We start from the raw sequence: 19261 nt of genomic DNA on the forward strand, positions 1-19261 counted from the left end.
GCGGCGGGGTCGCTTTGCACTCAGTCTTTCTATTGTATCCGCGCACGCGGGCTAGAACGCAAACGCGGCCGCGATGTCGCAAGAAATCAGCAGGTCGGCATTTGCATCCTGATCGGTAGGAGCAAGATTGCAAATAGCCAGCGTATCGCCGGTAAAGTATCGCGTAAGGCCTGCCGCCGGATACACCACGAGCGAGGTCCCGCCCACAATGAGGGCATCGGCCGCGGCGATGGCGGCAACGGCACCGGTCAACACATGCTCGTCGAGCGGCTCTTCGTAGAGCACTACATCGGGCTTGATGCGGCCACCGCACGCGGGGCACGCAGGCACGCCCGCGGCATCCTCGTGCTCGCGCGAGCAAATCCACTCGGCGCTATAGACCGCGCCGCACGACTGGCAAATGTTGCGATGGACCGATCCGTGCAGCTCAAACACTCGCTGTGAGCCGGCCGCCTGGTGCAGACCGTCGATATTTTGCGTCACCACGGCGTCGAGCTTGCCGGCGCGCTCCAGCTCGGCCAGCTTGGTGTGGCAGCGGTTGGGTTTAGCGTTAAGCGCGATCATCTTGGTGCGGTAAAAGTCGAAGAACTCCGCCGGATGCGCCTCGTAAAAGCTATGCGACAGCATGGTCTCGGGCGGATAGGCAAACTGCTGGTGATACAGGCCGTCCACGCTGCGGAAATCGGGAATGCCACTTGCCGTAGAAACACCAGCGCCGCCAAAGAAGACCACGCGCTTGTGGGTGTCAAACAGATCCGCCAGCGCGGCGGAGGCCTGCCTGGGGTCCGATATTGCCTGCGTCATATGAGTCCTCCGTCCTTGTTAGTCGGGCAGCGTTGAGCGACGTCCCAGCATGCGGCCTTTAAGTCAGCATGCGCGGATCCCACCCCGCCCCTGTTGCGCTAATCTTAAGCCTGCCAACCCCGCCGAAAGGACACCATGCCTCAGACTTACACTTTCGCCTCGTGGAACGTCAACGGCCTGCGCGCCGTGCTCAAAAAGGACCCGAGCTTTATCCAGATCGCGCAAGAACTCGACGTCGATATCCTGGCGCTGCAAGAGACCAAGTTGCAAGAAGGCCAGGTCGATATTGACCTGCCCGGCTATCACCAAACCTGGAGCTACGCCGAGCGTAAAGGCTATTCGGGCACCGCGGTCTTTAGCCGCCAGGAGCCGCTGCGCGTACTGCGCGCCGATGCGCTGCTGCCCTACGCCGGCGAAGGCGAGGCGGCCGTGCTCGTCGCCCAAGCCGCAACCGAGGGCCGCGTCTGCGCGCTCGAGTTCGACAAATTCTGGTTTGTGGATGTCTACACGCCCAACGCACAAAATGAGCTCGCGCGCATCGACGTGCGCATGGCCTGGGACGATGCCTACCGCGGCTTTTTGAACGCGCTCGAGTGCGAGACCGGCAAACCCGTCGTGACCTGCGGCGACTTTAACGTTGCGCACGAGGAGATCGACCTTAAGAACCCCAAGTCCAACCGCGGCAACGCTGGCTTTTCGGACGAAGAACGCGGCAAGTTTACCGAGCTGCTCAACGCCGGCTTTACCGATACCTGGCGCACGGCTAATCCAGACGTCGAGGGCGTCTACAGCTGGTGGAGCTATCGCTTTAATGCCCGCAAGAACAACGCCGGCTGGCGCATCGATTACTTCTTAGTAAGTGATTCAATCGCCAATACCGTGCGCGACACCGGTATCCGCGGCGATATCTTCGGCAGCGACCACTGCCCCGTCACCCTCACGCTAGAGCTCTAGCCCCAAGTAATTCCTCTAGGGGACAGAGGAAAACAGATCATGTGACCCCTCTCCCCCTATAAGTTGCGGTGGAATAGTTCCTGTTTGGGCAGCAAATAGCCAAAAACGAGAACTATTCCACCGCAAGTTCGTGAGGAAACGCGAAATGCCTTACAGCCCGTATTTCACGACGACACGGTTAATGCGACGGCACCAGGGCTTGTACAAGGCGGCCAAAAACACGCAGGTCGCGAGTCCGTGCGTGATATCGAACGGCACGGCGGTGGCAAGACGTGCCACGGCACCTGCCCAAGTAAGCGGCTGTACAAAACCAATGATGTCGTAGGCGTTGATCACAACGCCGTACAGCAAACCCGAAGCAAAGCCGTAGGTCAGCAGCGCCGGCATACGCACGGTGCCATCGGCGCGGTCGAATGCACCCGCATACGCCAGCGCACCGCCAACGTATCCCACGAGCCCCCAGGCATACATCTGCCACGGCGTCCACATGCCCTGCCCAAAAAAGAAATTGCTGGTCAGTGCTGCCAACGCGCCGACCATGAAGCCGTTGCGACGCCCGAGCGTCGCCCCGGCGATGATGGCGATGGCGCTCACGGGTTTAAAGTCGGGAATGGGGCCGAACAAGATGCGGCCCGCCGCCGCCAGCGCCGCCAGCACCAGCGTGGGCATAATCTGGCGCAGGCCCGGTCGCGACGCCTCGTAGCCTGCAAAGAACAGCGCAAGCACCAGCGCCACCACGACAAGCATGGCGAGCGCCGCCTGCTCAACGCCCGCCAGCAACGCCGTTGCCATCACCGCCGGCACCGCCAACAACAGCGGAATCTCCAGTTTTGTGAGTAAACGCGAGAAACGACAGTCCGTCATCCCATCACGCCCTATAGAACACGTTGTCGGCAAAGAAGTCGGCCGGGGGCTCCACGCAGGCAATCTCGCCGTCAAACATCATGGCGACGTCGTCGGCTACCTGCTCGGCAAAGTCCAAATCGTGCGTAGCCATGATGACGGTGCCGCCAGCCTTCGCATGGTCACGCAGGGCACGGGCGATGGTGCGGCGACTCTCCAGGTCCAAGCCCTTCGTGGGCTCGTCAAGCAGCAGCAGCTCGGGGCCGATCAGCAGCAGCTTTGCCAGTGCGAGCAGCTGGCGCTGTCCGCCCGAGAGGTCGTAGGGGTGGCGCGTCTCCAGGCCGTCCAGCCCCAAGCTCGCCGCGCGCTCCCGCGCCACGGTCTCGTCATATCCGCAGGCTGAAGCCCATTCCATCAGCTCGTCGCACACCGTCTCGGCAACCAGCAATGCTTTGGGATTCTGAGGCAGCAACGCCGCCGAGGCCGCTCCGCGCACCATGCGGCCGCGCTGCAGCGTGGCGGTCTTCGCCAGCACCGAGAGCATCGTCGACTTACCGCATCCGTTGCCGCCCACGATCGCATGCACCGCACCGGCCGAAAACGAAGCATCGAGCCCGCGCAGCACCCAGCCGGACGCTCGATCGTAGCGAAACCAGCCTTCCGACAGGGTGGTAGCCGACCCGCCGTGCATTTTTTGGAGTATTCTGCTTCCATCCGTGCGCGAGAAGGCTTCCGAGCCGTTCTCGAGCGACGTTTGCGCCACAAATTCGGACGATTTGTCCAATTCCGAACTTTTTTTCGCGCTCGATACGTCCCCGGGCGGCTCCAGAGAGCCCAAATTGTCCTCACGCCTGCTGAATACTCCTTTATTTGCACATCGGATGGCACCCCACCCCAACATGTCATCGGAAAACAGCGATTCTCGGCGTCCCAAAGAAGCCATATCCGCCACCTCGCGCACGCGACCGTCCTCAATCCGGTACGCACACGTCGCGTATTCGAGCATTGGGCGCGGCTGATGCGTCGCCACAACAACCGTGCAGCCCAGCTCGCGATTCACACGAAACAGCGCGTGCAGGAAATTCTTCTCCGCAACCGGATCAAGCTGAGACGTGGGCTCGTCGAGCAGCAGCACGCGCGGGCGCAGCGTCAGAACGGCCGCCAACGACAGCAACTGTTTGCGACCGCCCGAAAGCGTGTCAGTATCGCGGTGAAGCCAATCTTCCAGCCCAAAGAAATAGCTGGTCTCAGCTACGCGACGGCGCATCTCATCACGCGCTAGCCCCAAGTTTTCCAGGCCAAACGCCATCTCGTGCCACACGGTTTCGCACACGATCTGGTTCTCGGGATCCTGGAACACATAGCCCACGCGCTCCGCCGATGCCCGCACATCCATGTCGGCGACGTTCTCGCCCAGCACGAGCAGTTCGCCAGTGCGCTCGCCCGCCGGAGCGATCTCGGGCTTGAGTAGCGACAGCAACGTCGACTTACCCGATCCGGTACCGCCGACAAGCAGCGCAAATGCACCTTGGGGAACAGACCAGTCGAGTCCCTCGAGCACCGCAGCATCCGCATCGGGGTAGGCAAAGCTCAGGCTCCGCACCTCAATCGCCGGCATATCCGGGCCGTATGCCGCGCCCGACACCGGTCCCCTATCCAACCGAGCCATCAGCCGAACCTCTTCTCATCGATCGCATGCAACACGCAGGGCAGCATCATCCAAGCAGCGTACACGACATAGCCCAGCCACGGCGCCGGCACCGATAGTTGCGGGTAAAACGAATACTGCGTTGTCGCGGTCCATGCCACCGCCACCGCAGCGGCACCAAACACCGCAAGCCCAACCAGCGCGGCAACATCGCCGCGACCCAGCCGATACCGCGCGTACGTCGTGCGACGTGTCGCGGCGCCCCATCCACGGGAGCGCATGGCGTCCGCGCGCTCCAGCGAATCTTCCATGCCCCAGCCCATCAACACGCTCGATGCCCGTAGGCGCGAACGCACGGGATCGGCCGGCGCGCGACCCGGCACATCAATCGCATCCTGCACCGCCAGTACCGTACGACCGCGGCGTAAAAACTGCGGGATAAGCCGCATGCACATCGAGATCATGAGCGCGAGCACCGGCGCGGCGTTGCCCAAAAGCGCAAGTACCTTGTCGTATTCGAGCATCGACGCCGCGGCCTCAAACCACAGCACGCTCGCCACGAACAGCCCGCCCATGCACAGGCCGTAAACCATGCTCTCTAGATACACCGCACGCATGCCAATACGAAACAGCTCCGTCGAGCCCGATGCACTAAACAGCGGATTGAGCACCGCAATGATCAAAATCACCGGCAGCTGCCAGCGAAGCGCGCCCAACGTGCGCGCAACACCGCGCGTCGCAAGCCCGTACGCCAACCCGCCCGCAAGCGATAGCGCAATCAGCACCGGTTGCATCGAGAACATGGTGAGCCCCAACGTCAGCACCATGTAGAGCGCCGGCACCGCCGGATGCGACATCGAAAATGCCGCGACGGGTTCGTTGCCCGATTCCTCTCGCATGGTGTCCACGGGCATCCCCATCCCCTCGCTCAAACGTCAACGCCGCAGCGCCGCCACCATACACAACCAGCGCAAACGCCGTACCGCCGGCCCAAGCCTCAGCTGCCGCGCATCAATCGTTACGCGCTCATCATATGCCTGCGGTATCATATTGCGCCGTGTATCGTTTCCAAACACACGTCTCTATAACGTAACAGGAGATCACATGGACGCAACCGCAATTATCCTCGCCGCCGGCGAGGGCACCCGCATGAAGTCGAACCACTGCAAGGTTTCGCACAAGATTCTAGGCAAGCCCATGGTTCAGTGGATCGTCGACGCCACCATCAAGGCCGGCTGCAGCCGCGTCGTGGTCGTCATCGGCAGCCACGCCGACGAGATGCGCGCCCTCATCGATGGCGCCTACGCCAACAGCGCCACCAAAGTCGAGTGCGTCGAGCAGACCGAGCGCCTGGGCACCGGCCATGCCGTCAAGGTCGCGCTCGAGGCCTGCGGCATCGCGCAAGGCCCCGTCGTCGTGCTCAACGGCGACCTGCCGCTCATCACCGCCGACACCGTCGCCAAGTTCGCGCAGACCGTCGCCACCGGCGAGCTCGCCTGCACCGTCATGACCATGACCCCGCCCGATCCTTTTGGCTACGGCCGCATCAAGCTGGGCGCCGATGGTCAGATCGAGCGCATCATCGAGCAGAAGGACTGCACGCCCGAGCAGGCCGCCACGCTGCTGGAGTGCAACGCCGGCTGCTACGCCTTCGACGGCGCGCAGCTTGCCGCCCACATTAACGAGATCGGCAACGACAACGCGCAGTCCGAGTACTACCTGCCCGACATGCTCGAAATCCTCAAGGGTCACGGCCAGGCAGTCTCCATCTTCCACTGCGACGACTACCGCGACGGCCTGGGCGTCAACAGCCGCATCCAGCTCGCGCAGCTCACCGCCATCGCGCGCGACCGCATCAACGAGCACTGGATGGCAGAAGGCGTCACGTTCATCGACCCCACGCAGGCCTGGATCGGTCCCGACGCCACCATCGGCCGCGACACCGTCGTGTGGCCGCAGACGCATCTGATCGGTCACGTCACCGTGGGCGAGGAGTGCCAGCTCGGCCCCAACAGCCGCCTCACCGACACCACCGTCGGCAGCGGCTGCATCATCGATGAGACCATCGCCATCGAGGCCGTCATCGAGAACGGCGTCGACTGCGGCCCGCGCGCCTACCTGCGCCCGGGCACCCACATGCTCGACGGCTCCAAGGCCGGTACGCACGTGGAAATCAAGAAGTCCACGATCGGCGAGGGTTCCAAGGTGCCCCACCTGTCCTACATCGGCGACACCACCATGGGCTCCGGCGTCAACGTAGGCGCGGGCTCTATCACCTGCAACTACGACGGCGTCCACAAGCACAAGACCGTCATCGGCAAGGATGCCTTCATCGGTTCTGACACCATGATGGTCGCGCCCGCCCAGATTGGCGACGGTGCGCTCGTGGCCGCCGGCTCCGTCATCACCGAGCCGGTCCCGGCCGACGCACTCGGTCTGGGCCGCGCCCGTCAGGTAAATATTGAGGGCTGGGCCGCCGATTATCGCCGTCGTCTGCACGAGGACGACGAGGCATAACGTTTCACCAAGCACAAAAGGAGCTGTTCCATGGGGACGGCTCCTTTTTCTATCGTGACCTGCGCGACCGGATGAGTGGTCGGTTCGTGTCCGTTGACGGTAAAGACGTTATCAAGACCCGATTAACCCCGCCGCACGGTTACAATGCAAAAAGGCATCTATATGGCATTCGATGTATAAAGGAGAAGGGTAATGCCGATTAATGATCCCGAGAAGTCGGAGAATATGCGCAAGTCCATCCGCGTGTATTCCGGTTCCTCCAACCGTCCCCTCGCTCAGAAGATCGCTGAGTACCTTGGGGTCGAGCTTTCGGGCCTTACGCTAAAGCAGTTCGCCAACGGTGAGATTTACGCCCGCTACGACGAGACCGTCCGCGGCGCCGACGTCTTCCTGATTCAGTCCGTGGCCGGCGGCAACGTCAACGACATGCTCATGGAGCTGCTCATCGCCACCGACGCTGCCAAGCGCGCATCCGCCCGCTCCATCACCGCCGTCATCACCCACTACGGCTATGCCCGCCAGGACCGCAAGGCCGGCCCGCGCGAGCCCATCACCGCCCGCCTCGTCGCCAACCTGCTCGAGCGCGCCGGCGTCGACCGCATCATCACCCTCGACCTGCACCAGGGTCAGATCCAGGGCTTCTTTGATATCCCGGTCAACCACCTGTCCGCACTGCCGCTGTTTGGCCAGTACTACAACGCCATGAACTTCGACACCGACAACCTGGTTGTCGTCTCCCCCGACGTGGGCCGCGCCAAGGCCGCCAAGAAGCTGTCCGACATGCTCGGCTGCGACCTGGCCATCGCCCACAAGGGCCGTCCGCGCCACAACGCCGCCGAGGTCATGGGCATCATCGGTGACATCAAGGGCAAGACCTGCATCATCAACGACGACATGATCGACACCGCTGGCACCCTGTGCGCCAACGTCAAGGAGCTCAAGGCTATGGGCGCTGGCGACATCTACGTCTGCGCCACCCACGGCATCTTCTCCGGTCCGGCCATCGAGCGTCTGAACGACGCCCCGATCGTCGAGTGCCTCGTCACCGACGCCATTCCCGTCGAGGTCGGCGGCAAGATCAAGACCATCTCGGTCGCCGAGGAGTTCGCTCAGGCCATCTCCGCCGTTTACCACGAGGAGCCCGTCTCCACGCTCGTCGGCGGCGACTTCGCGCTGTAGTCCAACGCGCATCGCATCATCTTTGATGCTTTTAAAGGGTCGGAAGCTCGCTTCCGACCCTTTTTCTATCCCTCGCCAACCTTCCCTGGACAATTGGTTCAGATACGTATTTTTTAAAGCCCCAAAGGGCCGTTCGGAGCCTTCTGAGCTCCCCGGCGGATGCCATGCCGCCCAAAGCTCATCGTTTTCGAGTACAACCGCCGCATATTTACCCTCAAATCACCCTCGAAGGCCCTTAGAAACGCCTCGAATGCCCGTCGCCTTATACGTATCTGAACTAACTGTCCAGTAGCTATCGTCAACCTTCGCGGCAGAGCTCAATTTCCTGCAATCCCCTCAACCGATTCCACCGATTTCATAACACCCAGCCGTTCATGGCGCACAGCGCCCCGCTGAGCGAAAAGAACGGTATGGCGGTCGCATTCTGCCGCCAACTTAGTACGTTATAGCTATGACGACCGTGATTTCACATTTCTCCGCCCTCCGCGCAATTCGTCGCGCACGACGGGCGTACTCTGCCCTACCCTGGGACTCCGTTGATAGTGAACAGCAAGCACAGGCCTTGGCTAGCTGCATTCCCAATAATGACGCGATAGACTTTGACGCACTTTCGATACTCGACGCCTGGAATGAAGATGATTCCGAACTACTCGATCTTCTCGTTTCAAACGAAGACAACAGACGCCCCGACAAGCGACTTCTTCAGCATATTCTCTCCGCTCCTCTTCCTGAAGGTGCAATTATGCACGTCGAGGCTGACATCTACGCAACGTCTCCTGCCATGACAGCCATGCTTTGTTCCAAAAATGAATCAGTCGCCAAAACCTTGATGCTCCTTATGGAGCTGCTCGGAACCTACTCCCTTCCTCCCGGGGCAACATACCCCATTGCCTATGACGACATCTGGCCCAAGGGCGATGACTACGAAGCGATGGACGACCTCGATTGCCGGGGCGACCAGTCGGCGACCGAACAGCAGAACGAAACCCGCTACGAACAGGCGCACTACAAATGCGAGCCCGCCACGACCATCGAAGATCTCGAGGCGGTCGCGCGCTTCGCCAAAAGTAGCTCATACACCTCGTTTCGCACGGCAGTCAAGCTTGCCCGACCCGGATCTGCATCCCCAGCCGAATCCCTAATGTTAGCCGTTCTCGGAGCGCCCATGCGCTTTGGCGGATTCGGATGTTGCAGCCTGCCCATGGGAGGCCTGCTACTCAACTATCGAATCGACTTCGACACTCTTGCGGTTAACATGTCCTCCGGCATCCCTTACGCCATCTGCGACCTATATTGCCCGGCCGCCGGAGTCGACAACGAATACAACGGAATTGGGCATGAGCTTCAAAACGCTCGCATCCACGATGGCAATCGAAATAATGGCCTCAAGGCAATGGGCATCCACGTCCTGGTTATCAATCGCGACCAAATGAAAGACCTTGTTGCACTCGAAGCCTTCGCCCAAACGATGCATCGACTCGCAGGAGTCCGATTCCGATATCGCATCAAGGGCTATCGCAAGCGTCAGGCCGCTTGGCTCAACGCTCTGCGGGCCGGAATCGGCCTTGCGCCGGTCTAAACGGCGAATCACCCGTGCGCCGTCGAACAGGGCTGGACAGTTAGTTCAAATACGTATAAATAGACACATTGAATTAGGCTGTTTTGCAGCTATCTCTATACCATTCGCCCTATTTGAAAGCGGGGTAGACTTCAAAACAGCGTCATATGGACTAACTAAAGTTCCAAAACAACGTATCGGCATTGAATTGAGCAATTCGAGTCCTCAGAACTTATACGTATCTGAACTAACTGTCCACCTCGGATTTTGACGGCCGTCCAAACGCCCCCAAACAACCTCAATTGCCCTCCATTTGACAGCGGCAACAGGGTCGCTCACCATAGCAGGCGACAAATCAACGAAAGGATGAACATGGCAGCTGCACAGCCGCTTAAGATTCGCATGGTTGCCGGACTTGGCAACCCTGGCGATGAGTATGCCGAGACCCGCCACAACGCCGGTTTTAAGGCGATCGACGAGCTGGCCCGTCAGGCCGGCGTCACGTACTGGAAAAACCAAGCAGGCGCCGAGGTCGCGCTCATCAACATCAACGATGCCGAGGAAGAGAACGGCAAGCGCCAGATTGTACTGGTCAAGCCGCAGTCGTACATGAACACCTCGGGCGGGCCCATCTCCAAGCTCTGCCGCGAGTACAAGATCAAGGCCGAGGAGCTGCTCGTCATCCACGACGAGCTCGATATTCCCGCCGGCGACGTGCGTGTTAAGGTGGGCGGAGGCCATGCCGGTCACAACGGCCTGCGCTCCATCATCGACAAGATGGGCAGCCGCGACTTTAGCCGTATCCGCACCGGCATCGGCAACCCTCCCGGCAAGATGGCCGTGGCAGACTACGTGCTCAAGCAGCTGCGCGCCCGCGAAGCCGAGGATTTCCAGGACACCTGCGCCCGCGCCGCAGATGTCGCCGGTCTGGCCATCGTCCACGGCGTAATCTACGCCCGCGATCACGTAAACGGCGCCGCTTCCGCCAACGGCAAGCACTAAAACCTACCATTTAGAGATGTTTATTTTGGCAGGTTTCATCTGCGGAAACGCCGCGGCGGCTGCGTCGCAATAAACCCTGTGCCGCTATACATATGCAACGCTCCAAAGGGGGCCGGCCTCACCGAAGCGCGAGGCCGGCCCCCTTTGCCGTTTTGCCTGATAAAACCTGCCAAAATAAACCTCTCCCCCTTTGGCAGGTCGAAGTGGATAAACCCTGCTCCCAACCGCCGAAGACACACGTAAGTGACATGTCCATGAGGGTATAATTTGCACCGTATGTCTGCACAACGCCTGTGCGCGTACGGTTTTATTCGGGCTACCGTCCATTTCCGTGGAGGCACGGTTCGGCGGCCCTAACAAGAGAGGGGTTCTATGTATAAGATCCTGGAGAAGACGCAGTTCTCGGAGAAGGTGTTCAAGTTCCGCATCGAGGCGCCCGCAATCGCCAAGCATGCGCACGCTGGACAGTTCCTCATGGTCCGCGCCAACGAGACGGGCGAGCGCGTCCCGTTTACCCTGGCCGGCTGGAACGGTGACGAGGGCTGGGTCGAGTTCATCTTCATGGTGATCGGCAAGACCACCGAGATGCTGTCCACTTACGAAGCCGGCGAGTCGCTGCGCGACGTCGTGGGCCCGCTGGGCGTTCCCACCGAGATGGCCGAGGGCCCCTGCGCCGTCATTGGCGGCGGCGTCGGCCTGGCAATTGCCTTCCCGGTCGCCAAGCACCTGGTCGAGACCGGTCACGAGGTGCACGCCATCATGGGCGCCCGCACCAAGGACCTCCTGCTCATGGAGGACCAGTTCCGCGAGCTCCTCGACGAGGACCACATCCATATCACCACCGACGACGGTTCCTACGGAGAGCAGGGCGTTGTCACCGCTCCGCTGGAGCGCCTGCTGCAGGACAAGGCCGTGAGCCAGGTCTTCTGCGTCGGCCCCGTTCCGATGATGAAGTTCTCGACCCTCACCGCCCAGAAGTACGACACCCCCATCACCGCGTCGCTCAACCCCATCATGGTTGACGGCACCGGTATGTGCGGCTGCTGCCGCGTCGAGGTGGGCGGCGTGACCAAGTTCGCTTGCGTCGACGGCCCCGACTTCGATGCCACCCTGGTCGACTGGGATGACCTTCGTGCCCGCCAGGCCGCTTACCGTTCCGAAGAGGGCGAGTCCCTCAAGGCCTATGAGGAAAAGAGCTGCGCATGCCACTAGTTAACGGTCGTTTCGTTGCCGATATGAAGTCGCCCCGTACCCCCGATAACGAGGAGCCGGCTGCCGAGCGCGCCTGCGACTTCCGCCCCGTCGACAAGGGCTTCACCGAGGAGATGGCGCTGGCCGAGGCCGAGCGCTGCCTCAACTGCAAGAAGCCGTTCTGTGTTGAGGGCTGCCCCGTCAACATCAACATCCCCCGCTTTATCGAGCAGATCCGCGAGAAGGACTTCGGCGGCGCTCTCGATACCATCCGCGAGGACTCCATGCTTCCCGCCATCTGCGGCCGTGTCTGCCCGCAGGAGAACCAGTGCGAGGGCAAGTGCATCCGTGGTAAGAAATCCGAGCCCGTGGCCATCGGCCAGCTCGAGCGCTTCCTGGGTGACCGCCCCGAGCTCGCCTCCACGCCCAAGATGGCCCCCAAGAACGGCAAGAAGGTCGCCGTCGTCGGCTCTGGCCCGTCCGGCATCACCTGCGCCGGCGAGCTCGCCCGCAACGGCTTTGACGTTACCGTCTTCGAGGCCTTCTTCACCGGCGGCGGCGTGCTGGTCTACGGCATCCCCGAGTTCCGTCTGCCCAAGGCGGTCGTCAAGCGCGAGATTGACGGCCTGGAGGACATGGGCGTCAAGTTTGAGTACAACTCCGTCGTGGGCAACATGGCCACGGCCGAGGAGCTGTTCGAGCAGGGCTTCGACGCCATCTACGTGGCGACCGGCGCTGGCCTGCCCAAGTTCCTCAACGTCCCCGGCGAGAACCTGCCCAACGTCTTCTTCGCAAACGAGTACCTCACCCGCGTGAACCTGATGAAGGCCAACAAGTTCCCCGAGTACGACACCCCCACCAAGCACGGCAAGAACGTCGTTGTCTTTGGCGGCGGCAACGTGGCTATGGACGCCGTCCGTATCGCCAAGCGTCTGGGCGCCGAGCACGCCATCATCGCTTACCGCCGTACCGAGGACGAGATGCCCTGCCGTCGTGCCGAGCTGCACCACGCCAAGGCCGAGGGCGTCGAGGTTCTGCCGCTCGTTTCCCCGCTCGAGTTTGTCGCTGGCGAAGACGGCTCCGTGTGCGCCGTCAAGGTCCAGAAGATGGAGCTCGGCGAGCCCGACGAGTCCGGCCGTCGTCGCCCGGTGCCCATCGAGGGCGCCATCGAGGAGATCCCCTGCGACGTCGCGATCTCGGCTATCGGCACCAACGCCAACCCCTTCGCAAAGAAGATCGGCGGCAAGATGGAGCTCAACAAGTGGGGCTACATCGTCGCCGACGAGGAGACTGGCCAGACCACCGATCCCCGCATCTGGGCCGGCGGCGACATCGTCACCGGTGCCGCTACGGTCATTCTGGCGATGGGCGCCGGCAAGAAGGCCGCCGCTTCCATCACCAAGAGCCTGCTGGGCGAGTAATCACCTACAGCGCTAGCCACCAAACGGCAAAGTCCCCGTCGAGCACACGCCCGGCGGGGACTTTTTCTATGCCGGCCGCCCCACCACCACGATGGGGACAGGCACCTTTGTGGTGGTTTGGGGCCTGACCGGCCAGTTTGTCTCGATCTGTAACAGGTAGGCCACGTTGAGTCCCGTAGTTGTTACAGATTGAGACATTGTGCGAACGTCCGCTCGTTCATCTCAATCTGTAACATCTAGAGCCGTTTTGGACAGTCTGATGTTACAGATTGAGATTTTGCTAAAGACGAGGATGGGCGCCGCCGCAAAAACCTAGCGCTTGCGACGCTTGGCCGCGGCGATGCCGGCAGCGGCGACGGTCGCACCGGCGATGCCTAGAGCGGCGACCGTCATCGCGGTGGTATCCCCCGTGGTAGCCAGGACAGCATCGCCCTTCTTGGCCTGCGTGGTTTTCTCAACCGTCTTGGCCGTGGTGGTTGTCGTGACCGGTTTAGCCGCGGGTTTGGTCTCGGGCTTCACCTCGGGCTTGGGCTCAGGCTTGACCTCAGGCTGCGGCGCGGGCTTTTCGGGGTCGACCGGAGCCGGCGTGGCCTCGGGCGTAAACGTCAGATCGGTGTTGAGCCACAGAGTGAAGATACAGCCGCTCTCGGGATCAGCTACACTCGCTTCGCCCATCTGGTAGCCGCACTCCTGGCCGTTGATCACCAGCTTGGTGTTGGGCGTAAAGTAGAATCCGCGCGCGGGCTTGAGGTAGATACCGTAGCGATAGGTCACGCCAGGCTTAAAGGCGTCGATGTGGTTCGTGATGTTCTGATCCCAGAACTTCTGAGAGTTCACTTCGCTGCCGTCGCTACCCGTCCAGTACTCACACTGAAGGACGGAGTTCGAATCCACCGGAGTACCCGCCGTAAAGACCGGCTTATCGCCCGCCTTGAAGGTGGTCGTGGCGCCGTTGATCTCTATAACGTCGATGGCACGCCATTCGTCGATTGGCTGCTCGCACAGCATATTGTCAGCGTGTGGCGCGAAGACGCCGTTGGCGGTCTTGATGTGGTGCGCCCAATGACCGTTGACGTTCATTTCGCAGTCATCAGCCACGGTATTGTCGCCCTTGAGCCTCAGCTCAACGGAATACATGTAGAACTTGCCCTCTTCGAAGTGGTCGATCTTCTTCATGCCCGGCGTGTACATTGCGGGATCGGAATACCAGAAGGCAACGGGCTTGAGCTCCGCAGGGTCGCTGCCATCCATCTCTTCCCAGCACTCATAGGCGATCTCATACTTATCGGCATCGGCGGCAGGAATCGTCGCGGTCGCACGCGGCGCCTCGCCGGGCGCATAGTCGGTTTTCACATCGTTGACGTTTAGATTCTCAAGAGCTTCGTTTTCCGACGAAGCAGGCATCGTAATTGTTTTAATAGCAGGGACATACAGGAATTCTCCGCTTAGACTCGACTTTACGGTTTCCCCGTTTACGGTAACAACGGTTTCATCGCTGAAGGAATATCCGTCTTTTGGCTTCAGCATAAGAGAATACACGTACTCTTTCCCGCTTTTAAACTTTGTAATAGTCGGCAGGGAACCATGTGAGCCGTTATCGGAATACCAGGCAGCAACGGGTTCGTTGTTTTCAAATTCCTGCCAGCATTCATAAGCGATTTCGTATTTATCTGCATCGTAGTTAGGGACACCTGCCGTCGCCTGCGGACCAGTATCCAGCTGCCAATTGAAGTTCGTATTCTGAACATTGGCAAAGGAGATGGATTCCGATTCTGATTCCGCTGCCGGGATAACAAGGCACGCCCTCTCGTAGACATGGGTGCGGGTGTAGTAGTCATCCCGGATCTCGTTAATAGTGGGTTTCCCGGTCGCCTCGGTATCTCCTTTAAAGGCGTCGTCCGGATCACCGATGATGATATTCCCGGGCTCTGTACCCGTATACGTAAGCTTGGATCCATCATAGGTGGTCGTCATCTTGGACTTATTCTCCTTGTACTCCGTAAAGTACTTCTGCTCCTCCTTCTGTCTCTGAATCTTGCTGATATCCAGGGTAAGCGTTGTTTTATTGCTCGCACTGTCATACGCCGCATGGACGATCAAGTCCCCCAGGCCGATAAAAGTCAAAGCGCTACCATCGAGAGCAGACTGGTCTCCATCTACAAGGGCAATCCCCTTCACATACTCAATCGTTTCTTCTTTCTTGATGTCGGTGTAATTGTTCCGCACCGTAATATTGACCCTAACGCCGCTGCCGCCAACAACATCGGTCACACCGCAGGGCATGATGGCGTCATTCGCCGGCGTGGCGGCGTTGTCGCTGGGAGTATTTTGTTCAGCGGGTGCCGCATCGTTGGATTCATCGGTGGCGCCAGTCGGGGCCGTCTGCTGAGGCTCAGCGGTGGCTTGCGCCGCCGGAGCAGCATCGGCTGCAGGCACGGTCGAAGCGGCTGGTGCGGTCGTTGCGGCCGTATCCTCCGCAACCGTCGGCGTCACCGGAGCCGCGGCAACTTCATCCGTCCCAGCGGCGGGATCGGCGCATTCCGTCGCCAGCGCCACGCTCGGCAGCAGCAGCTGGCCGACCATAAGCGCACACGCGCCGGCGCAAGCTATTTTGGCACCCACACAACACCGGGTACCGTGAACCAGCGAGCAGGTGGACTCACGTTGAGCTTGCTTGTCAAAGTGACTTTCGTTCATAACGGCCTCCTTGGTCGTAGGGACATACCACCACAAAGTTGTCTGTCCCCTTTGTGGTGGTCCTGTACCACCAAGATGTGCCAAATGACTCCGTACGCCTAGGTTCGTAGATGCGAACCTAGGCCTCTACCTGCGGAAATACAAAGAGCCGCCGCGAGGACATTTGTGCTCACGCGGCGGCTGAAAATGGCTATGAAAGCTTGCGTTAGCGGTTGCGGTGCTTGAACGCGACAAAGCCGGCGCCGATGACGGACGCACCGGCGATGCCGAGGGCGGCCGCCGCCGTCGCGGCGTTGTCGCCCGTGGCGGCCAGAACACCGAAAGCGCTTTTGGCGCCGGCGGCAGTCTTGGTCGTAACGGTCTTGGTAACCGCCGTGGTGGTCTTTGCGTCCTTATCTACGGGCTTGAGGTCAGGCTTCTGCTCGGGATTGGGCATGGGATCGGGCTCCGGAGCCGGCTCGGGGTCCGGCGTTGGGTCCGGCTCCTGCCCGTCTCCAAAATCAATCGCCACATCATGGGCGACCTCGGCAGAACCGACGATATCCGAAATCGCAGACGAACCGGCAACACCGATGACCTGCCCGCTCTGGGAACTAGACCATTGCCCCGTATCGACAACCTTCTTCACATCGCGCACGGCACCGTCCGTCGGAGTCGTAATCATCGCGTTCCCTTGTAAATCGATCATCGCGGCACGGAACAGTGTCGCATTCGCGCCGTTGCGGTTGATCGCATAGATTCCCGCAGTCGCGCCCGAAGCCTCAATCTTCGATTTGAAAATCTGGATACGAGGCGTTTCAAACCTGGTATTTGCCTCTGCCATGATTCCAAAACTTTGATTGCGATCGGCGTCGATGCCGCTTGCGGCAGACAAGCTTCGAGACGTGAGGTTCGACTTCTCGACAAGCATCCACACCGCACCGGCTTGCGAGCGTGCGCTGATACCCGCCGAGAGCGAAGCCGCACTACCAGCCGAAAGCGTGACATCGGCTCCGTTGACGATTTTCATGAGGGTATTCTTCTTGATACCAAACGTATTGATGCACATGGAAGCCCACGAGGCATCGCCAGTCTTAATCGACAGACTGGCGCCATCGACGGTGATATCGCCGCCGTGCTCATAAGCGGAATCCGGCTCTTCCTGCTCGCCTTCCTGGGCAGCGTGTCTGTTTGGAATGTTATCAGCATGGATACCGCAGATGATCTCCATTGGACGCCAAGATCCTTCAGCCGATTTCGCCTCGATTTTGACATCAGCGCCCTTATCGATTGTCACGCTGCCGGCCGTCGCGCGAATGCCCGCCACGTTTTCCGCTGCACCCAAAGCCGTCGCGTTGACGCTGACGCCGCTGATGGTCACATCGCCGCCGGTCCTGCCGTCGCCTATCGCTGTAATTACATCGTTCTGGGCCGTCGCATTCAGGGTGCCGTCGCCGGTAATGGCAAGGTTACCGTTCTTAACAGCAATGGCGCTCTGCCCGGCGTCGGCCGTGACGGTGTTGGTGCCCGTCACGCCGATGGTGAGGTTGCCCTTGGCGCCGATGGAGCCGCCGTCGTAGCCGTTGAGCTTCATGTCGTCGGCGCCGTCCCAGGACCAGGTCCCTGCCTCGTCGCCGGTGGCAGTGCCCGCGTCGTACTGCGTGCCGCCGACGTTGACCCAGTCGGCGGCGAGCGCCACGCTCGGCAGCAGCAGCTGGCCGGCCATGAGCGCGCAGGCCCCCGCGCAGGCAAGCTTAGCGCCCACGCGACGCCACGTTCCGCGGGAGAGCGCGCACGCGCGGCCGTGGTCGATTGGGTTGTCATGGATTTGCGTTCGCATGTGAGCCTCCTTGTCGTAAGGGGTACCTCCGCTGTCTTATGTTGCGGAAGCCTGCGTTAGCGGTTGCGGTGCTTGGACGCGACAAAGCCGGCGCCGATGACGGACGCACCGGCGATGCCGAGGGCTGCCGCCGCCGTCGCGGCGCTATCGCCCGTGGCGGCAAGAGCGCCCGCGGACTTCTGGACCGCGGCGACCTGCGCGGCCGGCTTGGGGGCAGCGGCCGTGGAGCTCGCCTGGGTCGACGTCACGGACGACACGTCGGTCCCGCTGCCGCCGCCCGGCTGTGGCGTGGGAGCCGGGGTGGGTTCAGGCTGCGGGGTGGGCTCGGGTTCGGCCGCATCTCCAGATCTGATTACCACGTTGCGGGCGACCTCGTCGGAAGTTCTAATGTCCTGGATGACAGACGACCCGGGAACGCCGATGACACGCCCACTTCCAACGGTGTCGCGCACGGTACCTCCGTCGGGAATCGCAATCTTTAACCCTCCCTCAAGTTTGATATAGGGGGCCCTGAAGGGCCCCATATTGACGGCATAGACTGCCGCCGTCGAGCCCGACGCCACAACATTTGATTGAAAGAAGCTAATTCGAGGGGTAGCCGACGGGGAGCCAGACTGTGAAAAAATTCCATAGACATCTTTGCGATTTGCCCCTACAAGCTCATCAGTCCCGGCATCACCTTGAGCCGTGAGGTTCGAGCGACTGACGCGTATCCATGACGCCCCGTCTTGCACGCGTATCCAAACACCAGCCGAGATTTTTCCTGCGCTCCCTGTCGCGAGCGAAACATCCGCCCCGTTGGCAATCTTCAAATATGTTTCCGTCTTAATACCAAACGAATACAGAGCGACCGACATGCCCCCTGCATTACCCGCCGTCGCATTTAATTTAGCGTTGTCCACCATGATACAGCCACCATGTTTGGCGCTGTAGTCCGCCTCTTCGGCCTGTGCACCCTCGATGGCAGAATGCCTGGGAGGAACATTTTCGGCAAGGACTGCAAAGACATCGGCGTTCGACTTTGCCTCGACATGGACGTCGGCACCATTCTTTATGGCTATGTCGCCCGCTGCCGCATGGATACCAATGGATTCATATGCTCCGCCCGTGGCTGTCACGTTAACGTCAGCGCCATCAATGGTCACATCGCCGCCGGTCCTGCCGTCGCCTATCGCTGTAATTACATCGTTCTGGGCCGTCGCATTCAGGGTGCCGTCGCCGGTAATGGCAAGGTTACCGTTCTTAACAGCAATGGCGCTCTGCCCGGCGTCGGCCGTGACGGTGTTGGTGCCCGTCACGCCGATGGTGAGGTTGCCCTTGGCGCCGATGGAGCCGCCGTCGTAGCCGTTGAGCTTCATGCCGTCGGCGCCGTCCCAGGACCAGGTCCCTGCCTCGTCGCCGGTGGCAGTGCCCGCGTCGTACTGCGTGCCGCCGACGTTGACCCAGTCGGCGGCGAGCGCCACGCTCGGCAGCAGCAGCTGGCCGGCCATGAGCGCGCAGGCCCCCGCGCAGGCAAGCTTAGCGCCCACGCGACGCCACGTTCCGCGGGAGAGCGCGCACGCGCGGCCGTGGTCGATTGGGTTGTCATGGATTTGCGTTCGCATGTGAGCCTCCTTGTCGTAAGGGGT

The 19261-nt window shown here is 60.9% G+C and carries 14 protein-coding genes; 7 read left to right on the forward strand and 7 right to left on the reverse strand.

Annotated elements, in window-relative coordinates; genetic code table 11:
* Positions 1 to 51: 51 nt before the first annotated feature.
* Entirely contained in the window at positions 52 to 804 is a 753-nt protein-coding gene (locus I4W09_RS01365; RefSeq protein ID WP_196031370.1) for an NAD-dependent protein deacylase, read from the reverse strand.
* A 135-nt stretch (positions 805 to 939) separates the two neighbouring features.
* Between I4W09_RS01365 and I4W09_RS01370 the strand changes: the two genes are divergently transcribed.
* Positions 940 to 1758: an exodeoxyribonuclease III gene (locus I4W09_RS01370; RefSeq protein WP_195239924.1), complete on the forward strand. Its 819-nt coding sequence runs from the start codon at positions 940 to 942 to the stop codon at positions 1756 to 1758.
* 150 nt (positions 1759 to 1908) lie between these two features.
* On the opposite strand, the gene I4W09_RS01375 is transcribed toward I4W09_RS01370, so the two are convergent.
* From I4W09_RS01375 to I4W09_RS01385, 3 genes are read right to left on the reverse strand one after another with little or no spacing between them, the layout of a single operon-like run.
* Positions 1909 to 2622, reverse strand: coding sequence for a DUF6580 family putative transport protein (locus I4W09_RS01375; protein WP_196031371.1), 714 nt, complete (start codon positions 2620 to 2622; stop codon positions 1909 to 1911).
* A 4-nt stretch (positions 2623 to 2626) separates the two neighbouring features.
* Positions 2627 to 4270, reverse strand: coding sequence for an ABC transporter ATP-binding protein (locus I4W09_RS01380; protein WP_196031372.1), 1644 nt, complete (start codon positions 4268 to 4270; stop codon positions 2627 to 2629).
* Positions 4270 to 5148, reverse strand: a complete 879-nt coding sequence (locus I4W09_RS01385; protein WP_161144996.1) for an energy-coupling factor transporter transmembrane component T — start codon at positions 5146 to 5148, stop codon at positions 4270 to 4272. Before I4W09_RS01385 ends, I4W09_RS01380 begins: the two co-directional genes overlap by 1 nt.
* A gap of 205 nt (positions 5149 to 5353) precedes the next feature.
* On the opposite strand from I4W09_RS01385, the gene glmU reads away from it, so the two are divergent.
* The 6 genes from glmU to gltA all read left to right on the forward strand — a co-directional run bounded on the left by glmU (position 5354) and on the right by gltA (position 13117).
* Entirely contained in the window at positions 5354 to 6766 is a 1413-nt protein-coding gene (gene glmU, locus I4W09_RS01390) for a bifunctional UDP-N-acetylglucosamine diphosphorylase/glucosamine-1-phosphate N-acetyltransferase GlmU (RefSeq protein ID WP_196031373.1), read from the forward strand.
* 192 nt (positions 6767 to 6958) lie between these two features.
* Complete coding sequence (locus tag I4W09_RS01395; RefSeq protein WP_055285377.1) at positions 6959 to 7945, forward strand: ribose-phosphate diphosphokinase; 987 nt, start codon at positions 6959 to 6961, stop codon at positions 7943 to 7945.
* A gap of 562 nt (positions 7946 to 8507) precedes the next feature.
* Positions 8508 to 9524: a putative endonuclease domain-containing protein gene (locus tag I4W09_RS01400; protein ID WP_230318604.1), complete on the forward strand. Its 1017-nt coding sequence runs from the start codon at positions 8508 to 8510 to the stop codon at positions 9522 to 9524.
* Between the two features lie 351 nt (positions 9525 to 9875).
* Positions 9876 to 10505 carry an aminoacyl-tRNA hydrolase gene (pth, locus tag I4W09_RS01405; RefSeq protein ID WP_196031375.1) on the forward strand — a complete coding sequence of 210 codons (630 nt, stop codon included), beginning with the start codon at positions 9876 to 9878 and terminating at the stop codon, positions 10503 to 10505.
* A 372-nt stretch (positions 10506 to 10877) separates the two neighbouring features.
* Positions 10878 to 11717 (forward strand): sulfide/dihydroorotate dehydrogenase-like FAD/NAD-binding protein, encoded by an 840-nt coding sequence (locus I4W09_RS01410; protein WP_006235793.1) that lies wholly within the window; start codon positions 10878 to 10880, stop codon positions 11715 to 11717.
* Complete coding sequence (gene gltA, locus I4W09_RS01415) at positions 11708 to 13117, forward strand: NADPH-dependent glutamate synthase (RefSeq protein ID WP_196031376.1); 1410 nt, start codon at positions 11708 to 11710, stop codon at positions 13115 to 13117. The genes I4W09_RS01410 and gltA overlap by 10 nt, the downstream gene beginning before the upstream one ends.
* Positions 13118 to 13429: 312 nt before the next feature.
* Here gltA and I4W09_RS01420 read toward each other — a convergent pair whose 3' ends face one another.
* The 3 genes from I4W09_RS01420 to I4W09_RS01430 form a co-directional block, all read right to left on the reverse strand.
* Complete coding sequence (locus tag I4W09_RS01420) at positions 13430 to 15814, reverse strand: LPXTG cell wall anchor domain-containing protein (RefSeq protein WP_196031377.1); 2385 nt, start codon at positions 15812 to 15814, stop codon at positions 13430 to 13432.
* 205 nt (positions 15815 to 16019) lie between these two features.
* Positions 16020 to 17633: an LPXTG cell wall anchor domain-containing protein gene (locus tag I4W09_RS01425; RefSeq protein WP_196031378.1), complete on the reverse strand. Its 1614-nt coding sequence runs from the start codon at positions 17631 to 17633 to the stop codon at positions 16020 to 16022.
* Between the two features lie 56 nt (positions 17634 to 17689).
* Positions 17690 to 19237 (reverse strand): LPXTG cell wall anchor domain-containing protein, encoded by a 1548-nt coding sequence (locus I4W09_RS01430; RefSeq protein ID WP_196031379.1) that lies wholly within the window; start codon positions 19235 to 19237, stop codon positions 17690 to 17692.
* Positions 19238 to 19261 lie beyond the last annotated feature (24 nt).

The organism is Collinsella aerofaciens (assembly GCF_015670795.1).
Classification (GTDB): domain Bacteria; phylum Actinomycetota; class Coriobacteriia; order Coriobacteriales; family Coriobacteriaceae; genus Collinsella; species Collinsella aerofaciens_Q.

Coding starts and splice junctions, on each gene's coding strand:
- I4W09_RS01365 (WP_196031370.1), bottom strand. CDS start 804: ATGACGCAGGCAATATCGGACCCCAGGCAGGCCTCCGCCGCGCTGGCG.
- I4W09_RS01370 (WP_195239924.1), top strand. CDS start 940: ATGCCTCAGACTTACACTTTCGCCTCGTGGAACGTCAACGGCCTGCGC.
- I4W09_RS01375 (WP_196031371.1), bottom strand. CDS start 2,622: ATGACGGACTGTCGTTTCTCGCGTTTACTCACAAAACTGGAGATTCCG.
- I4W09_RS01380 (WP_196031372.1), bottom strand. CDS start 4,270: ATGGCTCGGTTGGATAGGGGACCGGTGTCGGGCGCGGCATACGGCCCG.
- I4W09_RS01385 (WP_161144996.1), bottom strand. CDS start 5,148: ATGCGAGAGGAATCGGGCAACGAACCCGTCGCGGCATTTTCGATGTCG.
- glmU (WP_196031373.1), top strand. CDS start 5,354: ATGGACGCAACCGCAATTATCCTCGCCGCCGGCGAGGGCACCCGCATG.
- I4W09_RS01395 (WP_055285377.1), top strand. CDS start 6,959: ATGCCGATTAATGATCCCGAGAAGTCGGAGAATATGCGCAAGTCCATC.
- pth (WP_196031375.1), top strand. CDS start 9,876: ATGGCAGCTGCACAGCCGCTTAAGATTCGCATGGTTGCCGGACTTGGC.
- I4W09_RS01410 (WP_006235793.1), top strand. CDS start 10,878: ATGTATAAGATCCTGGAGAAGACGCAGTTCTCGGAGAAGGTGTTCAAG.
- gltA (WP_196031376.1), top strand. CDS start 11,708: ATGCCACTAGTTAACGGTCGTTTCGTTGCCGATATGAAGTCGCCCCGT.
- I4W09_RS01420 (WP_196031377.1), bottom strand. CDS start 15,814: ATGAACGAAAGTCACTTTGACAAGCAAGCTCAACGTGAGTCCACCTGC.
- I4W09_RS01425 (WP_196031378.1), bottom strand. CDS start 17,633: ATGCGAACGCAAATCCATGACAACCCAATCGACCACGGCCGCGCGTGC.
- I4W09_RS01430 (WP_196031379.1), bottom strand. CDS start 19,237: ATGCGAACGCAAATCCATGACAACCCAATCGACCACGGCCGCGCGTGC.